The organism is Butyrivibrio sp. AE2032 (assembly GCF_000702965.1).
Genome location: NZ_JNLF01000005.1, coordinates 1,609,992 through 1,631,159 on the forward strand (window position 1 = coordinate 1,609,992; position 21,168 = coordinate 1,631,159).

General features: G+C 45.8%; 17 protein-coding genes. 8 read left to right on the top strand and 9 right to left on the bottom strand.

Annotated elements, in window-relative coordinates:
- Positions 1 to 13 precede the first annotated feature (13 nt).
- The 5 genes from BO18_RS24760 to BO18_RS24780 all read left to right on the top strand — a co-directional run bounded on the left by BO18_RS24760 (position 14) and on the right by BO18_RS24780 (position 7,776).
- Positions 14 to 1,252 carry an HAD family hydrolase gene (locus BO18_RS24760; protein WP_051689135.1) on the top strand — a complete coding sequence of 413 codons (1,239 nt, stop codon included), beginning with the start codon at positions 14 to 16 and terminating at the stop codon, positions 1,250 to 1,252.
- Between the two features lie 244 nt (positions 1,253 to 1,496).
- A complete protein-coding gene (locus BO18_RS35090; protein WP_066738443.1) occupies positions 1,497 to 3,056 on the top strand; it encodes an alpha/beta fold hydrolase in 1,560 nt (519 codons plus the stop codon).
- Positions 3,057 to 3,081: 25 nt separating this feature from the next.
- Positions 3,082 to 4,071: a helix-turn-helix domain-containing protein gene (locus BO18_RS24770; RefSeq protein ID WP_034450352.1), complete on the top strand. Its 990-nt coding sequence runs from the start codon at positions 3,082 to 3,084 to the stop codon at positions 4,069 to 4,071.
- Positions 4,072 to 4,158: 87 nt separating this feature from the next.
- Complete coding sequence (locus tag BO18_RS24775; protein ID WP_034450353.1) at positions 4,159 to 5,268, top strand: YbhB/YbcL family Raf kinase inhibitor-like protein; 1,110 nt, start codon at positions 4,159 to 4,161, stop codon at positions 5,266 to 5,268.
- 159 nt (positions 5,269 to 5,427) lie between these two features.
- Positions 5,428 to 7,776: a hypothetical protein gene (locus BO18_RS24780; protein ID WP_034450355.1), complete on the top strand. Its 2,349-nt coding sequence runs from the start codon at positions 5,428 to 5,430 to the stop codon at positions 7,774 to 7,776.
- 15 nt (positions 7,777 to 7,791) lie between these two features.
- On the opposite strand, the gene BO18_RS24785 is transcribed toward BO18_RS24780, so the two are convergent.
- A complete protein-coding gene (locus BO18_RS24785) occupies positions 7,792 to 8,130 on the bottom strand; it encodes a winged helix-turn-helix transcriptional regulator (protein ID WP_034450357.1) in 339 nt (112 codons plus the stop codon).
- A 134-nt stretch (positions 8,131 to 8,264) separates the two neighbouring features.
- On the opposite strand from BO18_RS24785, the gene trxA reads away from it, so the two are divergent.
- Both trxA and BO18_RS24795 read left to right on the top strand, forming a co-directional pair.
- The gene (trxA, locus tag BO18_RS24790; protein WP_034450359.1) at positions 8,265 to 8,588 is read left to right on the top strand and encodes a thioredoxin; all 324 of its coding nucleotides are present in this window, start codon (positions 8,265 to 8,267) and stop codon (positions 8,586 to 8,588) included.
- A gap of 75 nt (positions 8,589 to 8,663) precedes the next feature.
- Positions 8,664 to 9,704 (top strand): 2-hydroxyacid dehydrogenase, encoded by a 1,041-nt coding sequence (locus BO18_RS24795; protein WP_034450361.1) that lies wholly within the window; start codon positions 8,664 to 8,666, stop codon positions 9,702 to 9,704.
- A 117-nt stretch (positions 9,705 to 9,821) separates the two neighbouring features.
- On the opposite strand, the gene BO18_RS24800 is transcribed toward BO18_RS24795, so the two are convergent.
- From BO18_RS24800 to BO18_RS24810, 3 genes are all read right to left on the bottom strand, one after another.
- On the bottom strand, positions 9,822 to 10,139 hold the full coding sequence (locus BO18_RS24800) for a hypothetical protein (RefSeq protein ID WP_034450363.1): 318 nt from the start codon (positions 10,137 to 10,139) through the stop codon (positions 9,822 to 9,824).
- Between the two features lie 819 nt (positions 10,140 to 10,958).
- A complete protein-coding gene (locus BO18_RS24805) occupies positions 10,959 to 11,936 on the bottom strand; it encodes a hypothetical protein (RefSeq protein ID WP_034450365.1) in 978 nt (325 codons plus the stop codon).
- The gene (locus BO18_RS24810) at positions 11,933 to 12,487 is read right to left on the bottom strand and encodes an RNA polymerase sigma factor (RefSeq protein ID WP_034450368.1); all 555 of its coding nucleotides are present in this window, start codon (positions 12,485 to 12,487) and stop codon (positions 11,933 to 11,935) included. Before BO18_RS24810 ends, BO18_RS24805 begins: the two co-directional genes overlap by 4 nt.
- Positions 12,488 to 13,091: 604 nt before the next feature.
- Between BO18_RS24810 and BO18_RS24815 the strand changes: the two genes are divergently transcribed.
- Positions 13,092 to 13,679, top strand: coding sequence for a hypothetical protein (locus BO18_RS24815; protein WP_034450371.1), 588 nt, complete (start codon positions 13,092 to 13,094; stop codon positions 13,677 to 13,679).
- A 114-nt stretch (positions 13,680 to 13,793) separates the two neighbouring features.
- On the opposite strand, the gene BO18_RS24820 is transcribed toward BO18_RS24815, so the two are convergent.
- The 5 genes from BO18_RS24820 to BO18_RS24840 form a co-directional block, all read right to left on the bottom strand.
- Positions 13,794 to 14,957: a hypothetical protein gene (locus BO18_RS24820; RefSeq protein WP_034450372.1), complete on the bottom strand. Its 1,164-nt coding sequence runs from the start codon at positions 14,955 to 14,957 to the stop codon at positions 13,794 to 13,796.
- A 102-nt stretch (positions 14,958 to 15,059) separates the two neighbouring features.
- A complete protein-coding gene (locus BO18_RS24825) occupies positions 15,060 to 15,428 on the bottom strand; it encodes a hypothetical protein (RefSeq protein ID WP_034450374.1) in 369 nt (122 codons plus the stop codon).
- A 185-nt stretch (positions 15,429 to 15,613) separates the two neighbouring features.
- A complete protein-coding gene (locus BO18_RS24830; RefSeq protein ID WP_034450377.1) occupies positions 15,614 to 16,246 on the bottom strand; it encodes a hypothetical protein in 633 nt (210 codons plus the stop codon).
- Between the two features lie 66 nt (positions 16,247 to 16,312).
- Positions 16,313 to 18,631, bottom strand: a complete 2,319-nt coding sequence (locus BO18_RS24835) for an extracellular solute-binding protein (protein ID WP_185752570.1) — start codon at positions 18,629 to 18,631, stop codon at positions 16,313 to 16,315.
- 268 nt (positions 18,632 to 18,899) lie between these two features.
- On the bottom strand, positions 18,900 to 21,137 hold the full coding sequence (locus BO18_RS24840) for a hypothetical protein (RefSeq protein ID WP_034450381.1): 2,238 nt from the start codon (positions 21,135 to 21,137) through the stop codon (positions 18,900 to 18,902).
- Positions 21,138 to 21,168 lie beyond the last annotated feature (31 nt).

A 21,168-nucleotide genomic window follows, 5' to 3' on the forward strand; every position in this document is an offset into this window, starting at 1 on the left:
TTTGGAGGCTTATATGAGCGATCAGGTCAAACAGGCAAGGAATTGGAAAGCGGCGGCTGCGACGGCATCGGCAGTTGCCCTGATAGCGATAGTGGGACTTATCGTTGTCATCTGCAGGGATTCGGGATTATTCGGGAATGCTGCCGTAAACGTGGATGTTACGGAAGCACCTGTATCAGAGAGCATAGCGGATGAGAGCGAAGAGACTGCGGATGTGACAGCGGATGCAAGCGAAGCCGGAGAGACAGCCGAGGCTTCCGAAACAGCCGAGACATCAGCAGCCGTCGAGATCGACCCGCTGTCTTTATGGACTGAGGGAAGCGAAGCCCGTGAGGCTCTGATCTCATATATCGACACTGTCACGGATGAGAGCAGCCCCGACTATATCCCCGTCGAAAACAGGATCGCGGTCTTTGACATGGACGGCACGATCCTCTGTGAGACGGATCCTTATTATTTCGACCACTGCATACTGATGTACCGCGTGCTCGAAGACCCTGACTACAAGGACAAGGCATCTGCTTTCGAGAAGGACGTTGCTAAGCGCATCAAGGCGCTGTGCGAAGGCGACAAGACCGTCAAGGTATCCATGGTCGAGCACGGACAGGCCGTTGCTTCCGCATTCGCAGGCATGACGATCGAAGAGTTTGAAAATTACGTCGCCGAATTCAAGAAACAGCCCGCACCCGGCTACGAAGGCATGACCAGGGGTGAGGCCTACTACAAACCCATGCTCGAGGTTATCGATTATCTTCAGGCAAACGACTTTAAGGTCTACATCGTAAGCGGAACAGACCGTCTCATCGTCAGAGGCCTCATAAAGGATTCCGTCGACATCCCGAGGAACCAGCTCATCGGCTCCGACGAGACCCTCGTGGCAACGGGCCAGGGCGATACCGACGGCGAGGAATACACATTCACCGATCAGGATAAGCTCGTCCTCGGCGGCGAATTCATCATCAAGAACCTGAACACGAACAAGGTCACGGTCATCATGGAAGAGATCGGCGTCCAGCCCGTCCTCTCTTTCGGCAACAGCACGGGCGATGCCGCAATGGCCGAATTCGTAACGAGCAACAATCCTTACAAGAGCCTCGCCTTCATGCTCTGCTGCGATGACACCGAGCGCGAGAACGGCAACGTCTCCAAAGCGGACAAGATGAAGGACCTCTGCGACGAGTACGGATGGGTTCCCGTCTCCATGAAGAACGACTGGACGACCATCTACGGTGAGGGAGTTAAAAGGAAGTAATTCCCGGCTTTGGACGGTTTTCAAGGATTCACAGACCCCGCGTTTTCCGGTAAGTTCCTGAAACGCGGGGTTTTCCTTATTTCGATACCTTGTTGCGGGACGGTCATCTTCAGGGTTATTATCTTTACACCAACAAACAAGGGGAAAAAGGAATGGAAAGACCGCAAAGAGAAATAAGAGCCGTATATACGGACGAGACCATAAGAGTCTATCAGGCGTACAACTAAGGGAAAAGGGAGATCAAATGGTACATTTCGGTTTTTCGTATGTGGGCTTGATATATATCGCAATGCTCCTCATACCCAACTTCATATGGGCGAAAAACAAACCCAAAGATTACGACAGATACGTCGGCAACGAGAATAAGTTTCTGGGGATCCTCGAAAGGATCGGCGAGGCCGGGAACATGGTGCTCGTGCTTATCTTTTCGGACTTCAACATCAGGCCTTTCACGGTGTGGTCTGTCTGGCTCATCGCATCTTTCATTCTGATGGTCCTCTACGAGCTCTACTGGGTAAGGTATTTCAGGAGCCCGAAAACAATGGCCGACATGTACTCGTCCTTCGCGGGCTTCCCCGTGGCGGGCGCTTCCCTGCCCTGCATCGCGTTCTTCTGTTTAGGGCTCTACGGCAGCAACATATTCCTGATCGTGAGCACGCTGATACTCTCGGCCGGTCACATCGGGATACACATAATGCACCGCAACGAGGTGGTGCCGAAGAAGAAAAAGAACAGGGCGCTGACCGTTTTTAAGGTGCTGATACTCATACCCGTGTCCGCATTTCTCGCGGTGACGATCGCGGTGATAGCGGTACGCAACGTCAGCTGGTTCAGAAACTACATAGACACGTCCAAGGGCATAAACGAAGCTGTATACGTTCCCATCGGAGGCCAGGAGCAGTATCTGCTCATAAGAGGGCGCGACATAAACAATCCTGTCATCCTGTACATTCACGGCGGTCCGGCGGGTCCGGATTCACCTATTGCAAATGTCTACACGGATCCGCTTATAGACGACTACACGTTCGTCTGCTGGGATCAGCGCGGCTGCGGCAGGACTTACTTCAGAAATGCAGGAGAAGATCCCGATAACAAAACCGTTGATTTTGAGACCGCACTGAGCGATACCGACGAACTCGTCGATTACATCCTTAACAGGTTCGGCAAAGACAAGGTGATCCTGATGTGCCACTCCTACGGCACCGTTGTCGGCACGGAATATATACGAGAACATAAAGACAAAGTCTCTGCTTATATCGGCATCGGACAGTTCGTAAACGCAAAGGAGTCTGACACGCTCTCATATGAGGACGCGATCCGCGCCGCTTCGGCAAACGGTGAGGACACCTCCCCCATCGAGGAAGCTCGCACGCAGTACCTTAACGGCAGCACGCTCACGGATTACATGGCGCTGCGCCGGGCGACGGCCAAATACCATCCGGCAAAGAACACCGCAGACACGACCATGCTCGCTGTTTTCTCGCCTTATGCCGGGACAGACGACATCAGGTGGGTAATAAAGCAGATGGATCTCAAGAACTTCTATCTCCTCGAGAAAAACCTGATGGATACCGTTTTCGCTTACGACATCTATGAACACGGGCTGACGTATGACGTGCCTGTCCTATTTATCTCGGGCGACTGCGATTATGTGTGCAACTTTGCGCTCGTCGAAAAATACTGCGATGACATTACGGCTCCCCGCAAGGAATATGTCGCGATCGAAGGAGGCGGACACACGCCGCACTACGAGACGCCGGAGCTTTTCGCAGGGTATGTAAAAGAGTTCCTCGCAGGGGTATGATACATATAAAAAAGGCGGAGGAAATATGGAACTGAAGACCGGGAGCAGGCGTCCGGGTATGGACTTTTCAGTAGATGTTTTCTACGAACAGACGAAGGGATTTTCCAAATACCTTAACGATCCCGGCACCTACAAGATGGTCCTGGTCAGGACAGGTTCATTTGTCATTGATGACAACGGTGAATACTGCACCATAACCGCGCCGGCCTCCATTATCCTGAATGAGAGAGCAGACTTCAAGGTCGTCTCCGAAAGCGATGTCATTTCGCGCACCATATACTTCAAACCGACGTTCATAAGAGAGGAATTCACCTTCGAAGCATTAAGGTCAGGCAGATACGAGAAGTTCTTAAGTGCCGTAAAGGACTGCGGCGGGATGGATCCCCAGGAGCGCTTCCTGCAGGCACTCGACGGCGCCGCACAGTTTGAGAGCTGCTATAAAGAGTCTCTCTATCAGGATGCACTTCTCATGATGGAGTTTAACAGGCATTCCAGAGACATCATCTACTATTCCCTGATGCCGCAGGAATATGACGCGGTAAACAGGATGGTCGCCAGCGTCAGATATGACCTCCTGGAGCAGCCGGACAGTTTCTGGATACTCCGTGTCAGGTATTTCATCATCTCCCTGCTCTTCATGGTCACTGCCGATTTCTACAGGAACTACCGCCAGGATGAGATCTATAAGGATCCGCTGGTCGCGAAGGTTACAAGATACCTGTGGGATCATCTGGACGAGGACATAACGCTTGCCACCATCCTTAAGGAATTCCGCGTCAACAAGAATACTCTGAACGATGCATTCAACAGGGAGATGTCCATGTCCTGCATGGCCTATCTCACACAGCTCAGGATAAACCATGCCAAGAGGCTCCTTCAGTTTTTCGACCTCTCGGTCAGTGAGGTATGCAATGAATGCGGCTATAAGGATGTAAGTTATTTCTCGAAAGTATTCAAGAAGAACACCGGCATGTCCGCATCAGAATATCAGAAGAAGATGAAGGAACTGTGCTGATATTACCTTGATATGTGCCGATATTCCTAACTCCGGCCGTCCAAAGAATGTAACATCTAATTACAATCTCTTTGGAGGAAATCAGGCATGAAAAAGATACTTACACCGGCAGCACTCATACTCACAGCAGCCATAGCGCTCTGCGGATGCGGCTCTTCACCTGCCCCCACTGCTTTTGAATCACAGTTAAAGACAGAGACAAAGACCGTAAACGTCGCTGAAGGCATGTTCCCCAGTGTCATCGACATGGAGACGACCTATCTTCAGGATGAGCCAAACGGCGAATGGAAAGCTGCGAGCGAGGTCATCTCCGGCATGAGACTTGCAGACGATTTTGATATCAGCGATTCCGTATGGAAGATAACCTCCGATGACGCAACGACGCTCTTCTCGGGACTCGACAGTTCGCTCAAGGGCGTAAAGGCGGCTCTGTATCTGCATTTCAGCACGGATGCGAAAGACATAACGGCTGAGAGAGTGGTCAACGGCGACGGCACGTCCAAGATGGCCGTAAAGCTCAATACGACTGCGGACGCGCTCTTCGACTGCAACGGCACAAAGTTCAACGTGTTTGACGTAAAGATAATAAGCGCCGACGTTGATCCCGACGGATCTGCAAAGATAACGGCGAATGTCGACGGTGGTGAAGGCATAATAAACGTGCCTGCCAATGTCTCGAAATGCGAGATGAAAGACTACCTCATAAGGCAGTCGAGCACATACATAACAGTCGTTTCTTTTGAAGATCTTCCGACATTCAGCGTCACTTCTTCAGACCTCATTAACGGTGTCTGGGACAATAAGATATCCAACACCGGCGTTGGCGAAAACATATCACCCGAACTCACCTGGGACGCTGTCGACGGCGCCACGCAGTACGTTGTCATAATGATCGACGGCGGATGGCTCCACATGGACGTCTTCACTTCCGAAACTTCCCTAGCGTCAGGCACTATTGGCAGAGGCGAACGCGGCGCGCAGTATGTCGGTCCCTACCCTCCGAAGAACGATCCGCATACATATACGGTCTTCGTTTTCGCGCTGAAGAACGAGCCCGGCAACGTAAGGTTCGGCTTCGACAGCGGCAGCAATAATCTCGACACCATCTACAAGGGACTTGATGCCGACGTTGACGGCAACAGCGGAAACGTGCTGGCATACGCGAGACTGGACGGGAACTTCACATTAAGAGGATAAGCACATACCAGATCCGTGAGATCCCCCGCAATCGCGGCGCGGGTGCTGTTTTAACCTCACATCTGATATCCGATATCTCCCCTGTCGTATATAATGACGGTATGGGAATACCGCTTTTACGGGCGGAAAGGCATCTGTGCCGGGAGATATAGGAACAGTATGAGAAATGCATTTATAAAGGCCGTATCAGCCGCACTCGTGTTATCCGTGGCGCTGTCTGCCGCATCGTGCGGAGAAAAGCCCGGAAACAGTTCGCGCGAGATAAGGAAGATATCTGAAGACACCCCCTGGTTTGAGGCAGGAACCATTACCATCGACTCAGGGGCAGATCCAGACAAAGAGGTCGAATACTGCTATCAGCATTTCGCCGGATCGGATGAAAAACTGCTCGTCGTCTTTACGCAGGGACGTTACAGGGAACCTCCCCGGAATGAGATAGACTGGGACACATATAATTACAACGAGGCAAATTTCGCCGTCATTGCCGTGATCGACAGGGACACGGATTCCGTGGTAAACACCATCAACCTGACAAACGGCATCGATAAGGGCCTGACCTCATTCGAACATGTCGATACCGCGTCTTACATGAACGGAAAGGTCACCGTAAAGACCACGTCCAAAGAGAGGGATTACGACCCGCTGACGGGAGAACTTTTGGACACTCGTTCGGTAAACGGCAGCTATGGCGCCATCTCACAGTACTTTAAGGTCGGAGACTATGTGGTAGACGTCGAAAAGAATTTCGATGATTACGGCAACATCGGCAGCAATCTGAACATCAAGACTCCCGACGGAAAGACCGAAACGATAGAGCTTAAGGAGATGGATTCGACAATCTACATACAGGCAGTCCTCGCCATAAACGATACGACGGCTGCGGTTCCCGTCGATACCGGTAAAGGATACAAGGTATATGAGCTCGATCTTACGACCTGCGAGCTGACAGGTGCGGATCTAAAAGATTACGAATGGCTCGACATGGACAACCTCGGGATCTCGTTTACGGGCTCCGACGGGCTTGTCTATTACACTGCATCCGACGGAATCTACAGGATCGACGCCGGCAAAAAGACCAACGAGCAGATCTTCGATTACGGCTGGTGCGGCATAAACAGAGGCATTATCGAAAATCTCGAGCTCGCCGAATGTTCGGAAGATTCCATCATCCTCGTCGGCCAGTCAGAACACCCGTCGCTTTACGACGGCGGGAGAAGCGATTTTGAGATCATCGAACTTAAAAGAGCCGAAAAGAATCCCCACGCCGGAAAGATCATCCTCGAGCTGTACGCGCCGTGGATCGAAGAGGATGTCGGAGAAGCGATCACGAGATTCAATGAGACAAACAAAAAATACTTTATCGAGACAGCAGACCGTTATAACGATGCCTCATACAACGATTCCACCGCCGACTTCCGTCACATGGATAAAGACGACATGGATATTTATTATCTTAATACAGCAACGGGGCTGAGCAACGCTCTTGCCACGGACATATTAAACGGCGAAGGGCCTGACATCCTGATAAACACGAGCAAATACGGCCAGCTCAATAATCCCGATTACCTCGCGGATCTGACTCCCTACATCGGCAAGTCCGAACCGGGTACGTATTTCGACAACATAATCGAGGGCGCAAAGATGAACGACGCCATCTATCAGCTGCCCGTAAGCTTCATAATCGAAGGCATATACACGGATTCGAGTGAAGCCGGCAGCTCAGGCACGGGCTTCACGCTTGAGGAATACAACAGGTTCGTGAAAGACTCACTTAACGGCACCGATCTCATCGTTTCTGGCCAGGCCGTCTATTTCGCCAAGCTGTTCAACACCATGAGGGACAAGTTCATAAAGGACGGAAGGGCCGACCTCACAGGGCCCGAGTTTGCCGAGCTTGCGGAATACGTAAAGGAAAACGTCCCGGAGGAAGCCTCTTCGTACAACGACATCCCGTGGGAAGTATATAACTATGCGATGTATGAACCCTGCTACGGGATAGGCGGATTTCTGGGCAGCAAAACATCTTTCATCAAGGACCCGGTAATACTCGGCATCCCTTCCCTCGACGGACGGGGCCCGATGTTCACCTCACAGTGTTCAGTCGCAATATCCGCGCAGGCCACGGACATCGACGCATGTGGTGAGTTCGTCAGGATCCTTTTGTCAGACGAGATACAGACCGAGCTGGCAATGAATGATAATTTCGTCATCAACCGCAGCGCATTCCGTAATGCCGGCAAGGCTGCGATCGAATATTACAACAACGGCGGAAACCGGTTTGCAAACGGCTCGGGGGTCTATGTGGAAGGCGAAAAATACTCTGAAAAGGACATCGAAAAGATCGAAAAAGTCATCGGGAGCTGCTCATGCATGTCCAACGAGGACTCCGCCATAAGCATAATACTGATTGAGGAAATGCCAGCGTATTTCCTTGGCCAGAAAGACCTGTCGAAGGTTATTTCCATAGCCCAGAACAGGGTGCAGAAAGTGCTGGACGAGAGAGGATAGTTTCCTTCTGATCTGCTACTGAATGTTTTCCTCTCCCCACTTCTTCAGTTCCAAAAGGATCGGGATGATGCTCTTCGCTTTGTCCGTGAGTCTGTATTCGACACGGACCGGCATCTCGTCGTACTGCGTGCGGAGGACCAGGCCGTCAGTTTCCATTTCCTTTAACGATGTGGCGAGCATGGTGTTCGTGATGCCGTAGATCTCTCTTCTGAGTTCGCCGTATCTTACGACTTCCTTCTGATCGATCAGGCAGAGGATGAGGATCTTCCACTTGCCGCCTATTATGTCCAGGACGCGCTTTAATCCGCAGCCCTTTCCCGCGATATCCTCACATAAGACTTCTTTTTTGCTCATATTTATTCTCCTCTGCTGTGACCCCGGTAAGGATTTCCGTACCAGGTCAATATAATCTGCGTACTTGATACGGAAATTATACCAGATATACTTGAAGTATCAAAGGCAAACCCAAATATAGAAGGAGGTTCAAAATGGAATACAGATTTAATGAGAACAATTTCGCTGATGAGGTAATGAAGAGTGATCTGCCGGTCATGATAGATTTTTATGCGGAGTGGTGCGGTCCCTGCCGCATGATGTCACCGGTCGTCAGTCAGTTCGCAAAAGACTACGACGGAAGAGTAAAGATCGGCAAGATCAATGTTGATGAGGAAAGCGGTCTGGCAGCAAGATTCGGCGTTCAGAGCATACCGAGCTTTGTCTTCATCAAAGACGGCAGGGTGGTCGACATGATCACGGGCGCCATGCCGAAGCCGGTGCTCAGGAATTATCTCGAAGATCTCGCGGCAGGTTAAAACGGTTAACCCTTGCCGCAAAACAGTAATAGAATAGAGGAAAACGGAAAAATGTTTTCGCGGGGAGGTATAAATATGGATAAACTCAGGATCGCTTTTTTCGATGCCAAAGACTATGACAGACAGTCGTTCACAGAGTCAAACAAAGATGCCGGCTACGACATCACATTCTTCGAAACAAGACTCACTTCTGACACGGTAAAACTGGCTGAAGGCCACGATGTCGTATGCGTCTTCGTAAACGACGACATCAACAGAGACGTCATTGACCAGCTTGAAAGACTCGGTGTGAAACTCGTTGCATTAAGATGCGCCGGTTATAACAACGTAGATGTCGAATATGCTTACGGAAAAGTCCACGTCGTACGTGTCCCCGCCTACTCCCCTTATGCGGTAGCCGAGCATGCGATGGCGCTCCTTTTGACATCAATAAGGAGGATCCACAAAGCTTATATCCGCACCAAGGATTTCAACTTCAGTCTGAACGGACTGACAGGTTTTGACCTTCACGGGAAGACCGTCGGCGTTATCGGCACGGGCAAGATCGGCCGCATCTTTATAGACATCTGCCGCGGATTCGGAATGAACATAATCGCATATGACAAGTTCCCCGCGGCTGATTCGGGAATCGAATACGTTGATCTCGACGAGCTTTGGGAAAAGAGTGACATCATATCGTTCCACTGCCCGCTGACAGAGGAAAACCGCCACATGGTAAACAGAGACACCATCGCGAAAATGAAGAAAGGCGTTGTCCTTATCAACACATCGCGAGGCGCGCTGATCGATTCGGAGGCCCTGCTCGAAGGCATCAAACAGCGCAAGATCGGAGCCGCATGCCTCGACGTTTATGAAGAGGAATCGAACGTGTTCTTCCACGACTATTCCGGTCACATCGTAAACGACGACACACTCGCCAGGCTCATCTCGATGCCTAACGTCATCGTCACTTCACACCAGGCTTTCCTGACGGAAGAGGCGCTCAAGAACATTGCGGACACCACACTCGCAAACATCCGCGAGTTCTTCATCTCAGACACATGCCCCAACGAGGTCTGCTACAAGTGCGCAAACCTCGCCAACTGTAAACAGACGCATGAGAAGAAGTGCTTCTGAACACTTCTTCTCAGCATTGGTTCGTCTGTAGATAACTTCAGTTCTTATTCGGCCGGGAAGTACTCTCTCGTAAGCGTATCGAGATCGAAGCAATCGACCATGTCATAGAACTGGGACTCAGTGATGTAGATAAGACCCGCTGGTGATAACCACAACTGATAAGATATTACCCCTGGCACCCCCTGCATAACGGGTTGCTTCACCGTCTCTGTAAAGGGTTTCCCCTTCCACCTTATGGGTTGAGATAACTGCTTCTGTTGATTCTTCCGTCTCGGATCCCGTTGATTCAGTTGCCGTTTCTGACGCTTTTGTCTCTGTGCCGGACGCCGCAGTATCCGAAGGCTGCGTGCCCGGCTTGCCGTTGGCGCAACCTGCCGATGCAAGGATAACAGCGCCGGCAAGGCCTGCTGCGATAAGTGTCTTGAATTGTTTCATAAAATAAATTTGTCTGCCGGCTGACCGGGGTACTCAAAAAGATTAATTTATCCCGGCAAACGTATTTCGGGCAGTTTGGGATAAAAAGCCGGACAGAAATTATCCCGGGAAGAGGTTTTTGTAAGGATTGGGATAAAAAATGAAGGCAAAATTATCCCAAAGTGATTATCTCGAGAAGATCGGGATTTAGTAAAAGACTTCAAAACGATATCAGCTGACTTTGCCCCGAATTATCCCATGGAGACATTTTTCGGGACTTTGGGATAAATTCTGAGCTCGAAATTATCCCAAGATGAGGATTTCTCGCAGTTTGGGATAAAATACGGACCGGAAATTATCCCAAGTGAAGCAAATTTGAACTTTTGGGATAATTTCACCTCTGAAAATTATCCCACGGAGGCAATAATTCACGGTTTGGGATAAAATCGCCATTGCAAGGTATCGTTTTCGGGAAATAGTCTTCAAAAACGATATCAGCTGACTTTGCAAGATATCGTTTTCGGGAAAAAGTCTTCAAAAACGATATCAGTCGACTTTGCAAGATATCGTTTTCGGGAAAAAGTTGTCATTTACGATACTTTCAGTAAAGCTAAGATATCGTTTACAGGAAAAAATCTTCAATTACGATACTTGCGGAGAAGTAAATGGTATCGAAATTCAGGAAAACCCTTCAATTTCGATACCTCTGCTGACAATCAGGCAGCTGCAGCAACACATCGCTGATCATCCAAAGCCGCACTCTCCCTATAACAAAAAACTGCCCCAAAAGCATTCACTTTTGAGGCAGCCCGATCTGTCAATCAGTATCAGTAACAACCCTCACTCCGTAAAAGTCACGCCGTTGATCTCGACACTGCTTATGCCGCCTACATTAAGAACGATTCCGAATCCGTAGGAGAAGTTGCCGCTGCCAGGCTCGCCGTGAAAAGACAGTCCGTAGACCCTGCCCTCAGAAGGAAGCGACAGGATATCTATGACCTCGCCGTCAGCAGAGATAACGTTAAAGCTGTCTATCGACATCTCGGTTAATGATTCGTTCTCGGGGTAAGCCCAGTTTTCGTCCAGCTGGCTGACACCGTATGGAGAAACTACTATCTCGGTACCGTCAGCGGAACGGAGCGTCTTGGTCGGAACATTTACCTCGTCCATCAGATCGAAATAAATTCCTTCGTAGTATGTGTAGTCTTCAACGACAATGTCTCCGTAACCGTCTGACTCGCCTGTTTCGGCATATTCGAAGAACACCAGTCTCTTTGTACGGGAGCCGTCGATATACGCGTTATTCACCGGATACAGGAACGTTATCGAGACCTCATCATCGTCCATTGCAGGTCCGAAACCGCCTTCGGAACCGCCGCCGACAGGATATATACACTCGCCGGTATCAGCGTACACGAGTTTGGTCTGAGTGGTCATTGTATTAATGTGTTCCTTCGCGTCGTCAGTCAGCGCTGTAAGCGTATAGACGCCCTGGATGAAATTCCCGTCACACATCTCCACGTCCACAGTCAGCCTGATCTTTCCGTTTTCGACGGTATATCCGTTCGCGAGCATGTTCTCTTCAAGCTTTTGCACACCTTCCTCTGTGTAGTAGACGCTTACTTTCTCGCGGTGGGTAAGCTGCGTAAAAGCAAATACGCCTGCAGGGATCACTATTGCCATGGCTGCTGCAACGATGATACCGATGGTTGCTCTTTTCTTAAGACTCGTAACCTTCCTTCCGCTATTTGCCGGGTACTCGTTGACAAAACGCTCGTCGATCCCGCCTGTTATCTTCATGTATTCCTGTTCTTTCATAATGAGCCTTCCTTTCTCTCGATGTAGTTCCTCAGTTCCTCTCTCATGCGGTAGAGCATTATCTTGACCTTGCTCTGAGAGAATCCCGTCCGCTTTGCGATGTCCGATATTTTCTCGTTGTACCAGTACCGTCCGATAAAAACCGCGCGCTTGTTCCTCGGAAGTGTGGCAAGATATCCGTTGATGCACTCCGCAAGTTCGTCACTGCGATCGTCAGTGATACTGCTGCTGTCGGGAATGCACTCATTCATCTCCTGAGTCAGTTCCACGAGCTGTGCCGAGCGTTTTTGCGCGGTGTTTTTCTTTATGACATCCAACGCAGAATTACGGCAGAGCGAAGCAAGGTAAGCAAACAGATTGTCGGGACGATTCGGCGGGATGGTATCCCAGGCGCGGGCATATGCATCGTTGACACATTCCTCCGCATCTCTGCTGTCCGAAAGGAAACGCATCGCAAATCTGAGAAGCCGTCCGTTATAACTGTTCATCGTCTCTCTGATCGCGTTTTCATCCCTCTCGAAAAACAGATCGATTATCTCTTTATCGTCCAACTTACCGTCACCTCCTTTCGCTCTTTCCCTATAAGTAGATTTTTACATCGAAATGGTTACAGCGGTATTCATCGTACAGGAAAAAAGGCGTTTGCGAAAAGCAAACACCAAACAAATCTCGTTAATATAAAAGCCAAATACCTTATGCTACCCGAGACTGCTGCCCCTGGTGGATAAAATCATAATACACTCAACAATTATGCAGATTATTCCGGAAACTATAACAGCAACCAATGATGCGATCGACATGTTCCGGCTCTTCGTATCTTTCAGTTTGACTGAACGTGACAGGCATATTGCCAGCAAAACAATGTCCACTATTATCAGCCTCTGCTCCTGTTGCTCTTAACGGACGATCTCTGTATCAGGGATAACTCCCACAGACAAGATAAGTATAACACCCGGGTAAAACAACTCCGGCATAAAGAACATTTCAAAACGAGGATATCTGTCCGGATCATGATCACCCCGATTTTGCGGCACTATTGTAACAGTTACGTGTCAAAGGTAGAAATGAGATCTTATTGGGTTAAAATAGGCGGCTGAGGATATAGGCAATGGAAAATTAACAGTTCTAATTGCGGAAAAACAGGAGGATTAAACTATGAAAAAAATAATCAGTGCAGCCCTCGCAGGCGCAGTAATGCTTGGCCTCAGCGCATGCGCAGGCGGTACGGGATCCGTAGGCACGGATAACGTTACTGAAGCGGTACAGTCCGAAAGCGAAACGTCGGAAACAGCTTCAACCGAGAACAAGACCAATTCAGCATCAGGTGATATTTCGGTAAATTTTGCCGGAAAGAGTGCCGCTGAGATCGCAGAAAACATACTGAAGGCAAGCAAGATCAAATCCGGCGAGACGATCGAGAGTTATACAAACAGATTTTCAGTTGCTCCGAAAACATCATTTGAAGGAAATCTGTGGACAATTACCTGGGCCGAGGACCAGTTATCATTATACTCGGTAAGACAGATCCAGATCCTGTCCAAGGGTAACGATAACAAGATCGATGAAGACTGTGACGTTGTTATAATCGTTTGGATCGATGATGCGGATCTGTGCGCAGCCGTAAGTGACTATATCCGTGACCACAGTGATGGTGATAGCGCTAAACGCCCTTCTACTTACAGTACTTTGGAAGCAGACGGAATATACCAGTATACCCTTACGACTCCGGTAACAGTCGAATAACACATATTCAGAATGAGATTTATAAGGGGTTGCATCAAAATGCCGGTGCAACCCCTTACTTTCGCTTTTCGCCTTGAAGTCGAAGAATATTGTATGCATTTTTCTGTTCTGATATCAGCTTTCTATCGAGCAGATCCTCATCTTCTTGTTTATCGTCAGAACGCCCCATGCCTTCCTGTTTGCGGGAGATGCCGGCGGAATGAATACACCCTCTCTTATGACGCTGCTCTCTGCCCTGCCAAGGTTCGTGATACAATGACCGTCACGCTTTTCATAGCCGAACATCTTACTGCCGACAAATCTGCCGGCCTTGCTCTCAAAACCTCCGAGAGTCGATATTGCTACGGCATCGAGAAGTTCAGGATCCATATTGAAATAGCACGAGAGAACGAGCATCTCTTTTTCGGGCTTGCTTATGATGCTCCTGACTTCACGGTCTACAGCCTTGGCAAGTTCCATGATCCCGGAACCTCTCTTCTTAACCACCACTCCGAATGCAGTAGCATAGTTTCCAAGAGCACCTTCCTTATAGTTTTTGATCTTATTCCTTATGTCGGAAGCTATGACCACTTTATCCGTACCCTCATCGATCATCATCTTTGCAACAAGATAGTCGTTGAGCGATACCCCGTTTTCCCTGCATAAACCAAGTAGAGTATCGAGTTCTTCTCCGTCAACACTCTTTATCTCACGCTTTATATTCTGTTTTGAATCATGATCACGCTCAAACTTAAGATACTCGTCGTAACTGACCTTATGACCTTCTTTACGCCACTTCTTATTGGAATCCCCGATCAGCACCTTGCTGATAAACCCCAGGTCACTGCCGTCCGGAAGATCATCAAGACTTTCCATAAGCTTCTCGTCAACGTAATGCGGCCCGACACCGTTCGCATAATGATCCGCAAACTCCTGCACCAGCTGAAGAAGTCCTCTTCCGTCACAAAGAAGATGATGAGTTATAAACAGGACTCTCGTTCCGCTCCCGGAAGGATAAGCAAAGACCTTGAGCAGCGCTTCCTTTTGAACATTCCACCCGGCTTTAGATACCGCCTCATAATCAGTCTGCCAGTTATCGTCTGCATCTTTTACCGTTACCGGGATCTCAAGTTCCGGATGCTCCTCATAATAAATCTTGGAACTTCCCTGCTCCTCAGCTATCAGACTTCTCATAAGCGGATGAGCTGATCTGAGAACACCTATGCTCTCAATGATCCCGTTTGCATCAAACTCCGCCATGATCTCAGCCATGATGCCGAAGTGCATATTCGGACACATATAGTGCGCCCTTTCCGTATATAAGTATTTCCTGTCTGCTATGGATCTATCCTTCCTTTACTTATCCTATAAGTTCAACAAACTGCCGGGTTTATGCACTGATCATTCTTTCTCAACAAGAATGTTCAGATCGCCATCAGCAAATCCTACGGCAACACCATCAAGGGAATTCAGATACCCGGATGCTTTACCTTCCTGAATGTATTGATACAAAAGCTTTGTGACATCAAACAGAACCTTCTCCCAAATAGCGTCTTCCGTCCAGGTAAAGGGTTCATCTCTGGTTTCAAAATCCGTTACTTCGTCACAAGCCCAATCAGGATCATCGTTGTCAAAAGAAGAACATCCTACCACTTCCAAAGACCAGCTGTTGTCTCCATCCTCATACAGATTGAAACAAACAGATACCACTCCATCAGGTATGCTTCTGTCAAAAACACCATCAAGCCAGGAGCTTAGCTTTTCATACATATGTGATATCCCCCTTTTGAAATAATCTGCCATTTCATGTGTTCTGAGGGCTGCCCCTCAACAAGAATTATAACATGTACCAATGTCTCGCCTTGGTAATGCAACTCCCAATATATTTGCTTCCTTTTCACTCTGTAACTATTGAACAGATCTGATCAACATCTTCTATGAAGATGCTGACTTTATTACAGTTTGCCGGGACAACAAAATCTCTGGTCGTTATACTGTTTGCCTTTACCATTATTGAATGCATACAGACTGTCACAACCTTCCTTTACATCAATACATGCATAATCAACTTCATGTACAGATTCAAAGGATATCTTGTGTTTTCCTTTTGCAATTGCAGATACCAGGCTTAAATGATTTCCGTCAATGGTGCCGATCGGCTGGTCATCAACAGCCACTGAATACCAGATGTTACCCTTAAGAGAAAGATCTTCACTGCGGATGGTGATCTTAGTTGTTCTTTCCGTTAAGCGTGACAGTTCCGCGGCATTATACTGATATGGATCGAATATCACCGGGTCAACATACTTACCCAGACGTCCCCTGAAAGCAACATAAACATCCGTAGTGTTCGCATCAACGGTGAATTCCTTTGTTACCTGAGCCATTAAAAATCCGGGGGCTTTTATAACCATCTTATGTGTACCCGGAGTTATTCCCACGACTACTAAATACCCCGGGTTCAGATCTGCTATATGTTGATCATCCACATATACAGTTATGGCTCTTGCATCCGCATAATAATGAGATCTTACGATTGCCTTTCTGTAAATGCGTAAATTTATTATTCTGTTTGCTGTTGATCCCATTCGTTTACACTCTTCTTTCTATAATATTTTATCAAGACAATCCTCATATATGCTTTATTCATAACACTATCCCCGTTCATCCAGAACCTTCTGTGCTCTATCCTGAGATATCGTGATTACTGAATCAAGATCCTTCTGACCGGTGAAGTATGCCGGCATTTCTTCAATTAGTATGATGCTTATAGCTGAATCTTCCGCCTTCATACCCGAGCAACTAAGAATTATCTTTTCAAGGTCATCAATATCTTTCGTGGAATACACAAATCTGTTCTCTGTTATAGGATAACCCTGACTTGCAAGTCGTCTTACTCCCGCGCCGTTATAATACTCAACAGCTGCTAACCCGACATTTCTGAAAGCTTCACGGTTTAAGACCAAATATTCCTGCTCGGCAAAACCGGTCTGTATATCATCAGACAGGAGCAATTTTGCAAATTCAGCACAAGCGTTAACATCTGTTGATTGAGCAGAAACCGCAACTGAGACCCAAGCATCAAATTGCGGACCACGTCCATCATAAGACGGCAGACCAACGATTGTAAAATCACCATTAAACTCTGCTAATTCGCCAAAGTATGCGCTTATTCCATAACACGTAGTAATACCGGCAATTAACGTATCGGATGATTCATTCGCATCATCTTCTGATATCCGCTTATCTTGAACATTATCATTTACGTAAGAGGCAAGTTCAGTAAATTCCGGACAAGAGAAATCTGCCTTCCCATTTATTATGAACTTGTCGCTCATGTTATTGAAAAGCTTCGTAAAGTAAAATGCCTGTCCTGTACGAATGATATCGTTACCATTCAGAGGACCTTGTACAAACTCTTTATACTCTTCCAGCGTGAAACCAACACCTGAGGTTCCGACAAGCTCGCTCTTTGTTTCAATTCCCTCAATCCTATAGCAAACCGGCAGCTGATAAAGCTTGTCATCTACTTTAGAAGCCTCAACAATATTGGTAAAGAATTTCGAAGAATCAAGATACTTGAAATAAGACGAAAGATCAACCAGATAGTTATCGTTATTCAGAACGCCAAGATTACTGGTGTTAACATAAATATCCGGACCGGTACCATTGATAATATCCATAGTCAGCTGATTACTCATGTCATTATCGCTGTTAAGGCTGGCTAATCTGTATTCCTCATTACTTTTAGCCTCGCGCATGGCCGTGTGATCCTTACTGTATTTATCCGTTATTTTTATAAAATACTCCGTGTTTGAGTTATTAAAATCCAGTATTGCATCCGCCACTTCATCGAATCCTGTTTCATTAGCCATATATAGACTTAAGACAGTCTTACCTGCATGCGGATTCTTCTCTGCCTTTGTCAATTCGACAACATAATAATCTAATACTGACGGGGTGTTGTCCGTCGATAATCTGAAGCGACCCTCCACAGAACCTGCAAGAGCAACTGATTTTCCATCGTTTTCTATCATATTAAGCTGTGACAGAACATTTAAATCCACATCACACCAATTGAAATCAAGGAACGTATCTATTGTCTTATTATCAAAGTTAATGCACGAAATTTCTTTTCCGTTGTTCTTTGTATAGTAGGTCCTTCCATCAGTTCCTGTAAATGTTGTCCCTATTTCTTCTAATCGGAGCCATTCATAATCTTTAGCATCAAGATCATTCAAGGTTCCTTCCTTAAGATCGAGCTCATAGAAAAGAGTATCCCTTTCAGAATAAACCGGAACCAGAATCCGTGTATCTTTTATCGGAAAGATAACAGGAACACCATATAAGATATTATTGTCACCTTTAATTTCCACTTGATTCTTATCACCGGCAGAAGAACTCCAAGCTAGAACCACTTTAGGGTTGGTGTCCATGCCCTTCAAGTCCGCCTTAACACTATAATCGCCAATTTCATATGAATTAACAGAATAGGTGTTTTCACTGTTATTATGTTTTCTGGTTTCAAGGATTTCGCCTGTTACTATGTCAACATCTTTATCTACAACACTTACAGAATATGTTTTCGGATCATAGGTATTTACTTGCAACGTGAGTTTTCCGTCTTTATAGGTACCATCATTAACATAATCATTCTCACCGAGCGAATCTGCCAGACCGAACCTTTTGACTTCTTTTGTTTCTCTGTCTAAAACAGATATATTGGCAAATGGTTCTCCTGCATCTTTGTCACTCTGAGACCAATAAGTTCCTGTAAAAAGGATGACCATATACTTATCGTCAAAACCGGTCATCTTTGCTTCATACGACGAAAGTTCTTTGCTTGTATCTATTCCCAGATCAACTTTTATAACTTCGCTTTCAAACCATGGTGAATCCTCAGCAATTATCTCTGCATCACGTTTGTTACCATTGGACTTCCCACACGAAGCAATAGATAATGCAACTGACATTATCATTATCAAAGAACACAGTTTAAGAATGAGTCTTTTCATCAAATGCACCATCATATTAGGTCTTGAAATCAATATGATTAGAATACTCTACAAATTGACGGATAGGGAACGATTTCTTGGCAAAAATTAAGGAATATAAGAATATAACTGAATTATTCTGCTAATTCATTTATAACTGCAGATTGCTTTTGTCCATCATACGAACCAGCTTGATTATTCACTTATTGATATCATTAAAACAAAAATACAATCAACAAACTAACTTTTATTGCTGTTCTGCGGTTATTTTATTTACTCTGCTCTCGATTATCGGAATAACATCATCCAATTCTTTTTGATGAAGATAGTATGGCTGAAGCTCTTCATTCATTATCAAAAGAGAATAGTCATCTGACATATAGCAAGTGTTTGCCGAGCAGATATAACTTATATACTCATCTATGATAGAAGTATCGTTATAATCTGCTTTTCCATATCTCTCTTTAATCTGAGCATTACTATAGACAATTGCATCGTCAGCATAATGTGAAAACGCTGCCCGGTTTACAGGATTATATACAACATTCTGAATCTGAACATCATAGCTCAAGATACACTTAACAAACTCAAAAGCACTATCAAATTGATTTGTACAAGTACATATTCCTATGCTTTCCAAAGCAAATACAATTGGTCCCTGGGATCCATCTGTTGACGGCATTCCAAACAACTGCTTATTCTCATTGATCAACATCCTTGATAGATCAAAATGTATCCGATTAAACTCTACGAACTGCATTGTCCCTTTTGAACTATCTGCTTTAGGTTCTTCTCTCATATCCCGAACATATTCGCATATATTCCGGAATGAAGAATTATTTGCGTTAAAATGCTGTTCGCTGTCATATAATTCATCATAATTACATCTGATCATTATTGAAAAACAGGTGTCACGTCCACAATCGAATTCAAATGGATCAATTCCATCACATTCAGATGATACCGCATTCTCATATTCGGAATAAGTAAAACCCAAACGCGAATCGTCAACAGCATCATCATTCGCATATATGCCACCGATACAAGCACTTACAGGCATTTGAAACAGTTTATTATCTTTGACATATGCATCAAATATATTATCAAAGTACTCGGCTCTGTTGAATTTGTCTTTTTCATTAATAGTTTTAAACAGATCATAAAGATAACTCTCATTATTCAGGGCAGAATACTTAGCAAAATCAAGTAAGATATCCGGACCGGATCCATTCCTAATATCCAATTTTAGTTTATTTATTAAAGCTATATCTCTATTATATTTACTGATTGTACTGTCATCAGATTTTTCATACTCAGCAAAAGTAAGAGTGCTGTATTTCATAGTTACATAAACATATATGTCTTGGTTGGTCGTATTTATCTGTTCAATAGCACTAGCAGCCATTGAGCCAAGTTTCCAGCTCGGTGCTACATACAAAATCTGTTTTCCTACATGAGGATTATTCTCGACCTTTGATAATGTGTTAATTTTCCAATTTGGTGATTCGCTTGGGTAAACTGTATCCTTCAACAATATGCATTTGTCGTCACTGCAAAAACGCAATGAACTGCACTGCATTTCAAAAAGATTTATTGAACTATTATTGAAATCCAAAACCAAGGATTCTTCTCCGGTTTCCAGATTCAGCTTTGTTATAGTCATATCCTCGTTCTTTTTATAGCAGAACCCGTCTGTTGATGTGTATCCCAAATGGCTCATTTCGAATTTTCCAGATTCAGCGGCGGTTCTGGTTTCCGTGCCAGTCTCAAGGTTCAAGACCGCAGAGTAATAGAATGACTCAACAGGATTACTCAAATCCTTCTCAACAGCAATTATTTGAGAATTGTTATTTAAAGACCATGCCATTATATGATTATTGATTCTCATCTCATGAATAAGATTAAAATCACTGTCAAAAATGCAAAATGCTTCTTTGTAAATGTAATTATCTAAATAGAAAATATGACTATAGTAGTTATTATTCAAGAATATGACTTTATCGACATAGTATGATTCTTCTTCAACATTCTTAAAATCACTGATATATTCTAAAGATGCTTTTTTATGGTCGATCTTATATGCACTGTTGCTATTAACTCCCTTTTGGGTTGAGCTTACAGTTACATAAACATCATCTCCAACCCGGAAATAACAATTTATGTTAAATTGCTCATTTCCCTCAGACCATTGAGAAAAATCGATGACCGTTTCATCATTATCGTTATCTGAATAAATCAACTTATTGCTTGCACTATTCTCTGAATACTTGCGAAACACTATACATTCAGGATCGACATATTCAACTGATGAATCCTTATAACTGAGAGAACAGACATGGTTTTCACACTGAAACCAAGGAGTATTTTCCTGTATTATCCGTGACGGATCATAACTTGTTTTTTTCGTACATCCACAAATATAAGGTATGACCAATACACCGATCAAAAAATGAGTTACAATCTTCAAAGTCATTTTTCTTTTCATTTTGAAGACTCCACAAACGCTCTATATAGTG

What these genes read in the sequence shown, in the direction of transcription:
- BO18_RS24760 (WP_051689135.1), top strand. Translation starts at nt 14, where the DNA reads ATGAGCGATCAGGTCAAACAGGCAAGGAATTGGAAAGCGGCGGCTGCG.
- BO18_RS35090 (WP_066738443.1), top strand. Translation starts at nt 1,497, where the DNA reads ATGGTACATTTCGGTTTTTCGTATGTGGGCTTGATATATATCGCAATG.
- BO18_RS24770 (WP_034450352.1), top strand. Translation starts at nt 3,082, where the DNA reads ATGGAACTGAAGACCGGGAGCAGGCGTCCGGGTATGGACTTTTCAGTA.
- BO18_RS24775 (WP_034450353.1), top strand. Translation starts at nt 4,159, where the DNA reads ATGAAAAAGATACTTACACCGGCAGCACTCATACTCACAGCAGCCATA.
- BO18_RS24780 (WP_034450355.1), top strand. Translation starts at nt 5,428, where the DNA reads ATGAGAAATGCATTTATAAAGGCCGTATCAGCCGCACTCGTGTTATCC.
- BO18_RS24785 (WP_034450357.1), bottom strand. Translation starts at nt 8,130, where the DNA reads ATGAGCAAAAAAGAAGTCTTATGTGAGGATATCGCGGGAAAGGGCTGC.
- trxA (WP_034450359.1), top strand. Translation starts at nt 8,265, where the DNA reads ATGGAATACAGATTTAATGAGAACAATTTCGCTGATGAGGTAATGAAG.
- BO18_RS24795 (WP_034450361.1), top strand. Translation starts at nt 8,664, where the DNA reads ATGGATAAACTCAGGATCGCTTTTTTCGATGCCAAAGACTATGACAGA.
- BO18_RS24800 (WP_034450363.1), bottom strand. Translation starts at nt 10,139, where the DNA reads ATGAAACAATTCAAGACACTTATCGCAGCAGGCCTTGCCGGCGCTGTT.
- BO18_RS24805 (WP_034450365.1), bottom strand. Translation starts at nt 11,936, where the DNA reads ATGAAAGAACAGGAATACATGAAGATAACAGGCGGGATCGACGAGCGT.
- BO18_RS24815 (WP_034450371.1), top strand. Translation starts at nt 13,092, where the DNA reads ATGAAAAAAATAATCAGTGCAGCCCTCGCAGGCGCAGTAATGCTTGGC.
- BO18_RS24820 (WP_034450372.1), bottom strand. Translation starts at nt 14,957, where the DNA reads ATGTGTCCGAATATGCACTTCGGCATCATGGCTGAGATCATGGCGGAG.
- BO18_RS24825 (WP_034450374.1), bottom strand. Translation starts at nt 15,428, where the DNA reads ATGTATGAAAAGCTAAGCTCCTGGCTTGATGGTGTTTTTGACAGAAGC.
- BO18_RS24830 (WP_034450377.1), bottom strand. Translation starts at nt 16,246, where the DNA reads ATGGGATCAACAGCAAACAGAATAATAAATTTACGCATTTACAGAAAG.
- BO18_RS24835 (WP_185752570.1), bottom strand. Translation starts at nt 18,631, where the DNA reads ATGTCAGTTGCATTATCTATTGCTTCGTGTGGGAAGTCCAATGGTAAC.
- BO18_RS24840 (WP_034450381.1), bottom strand. Translation starts at nt 21,137, where the DNA reads ATGAAAAGAAAAATGACTTTGAAGATTGTAACTCATTTTTTGATCGGT.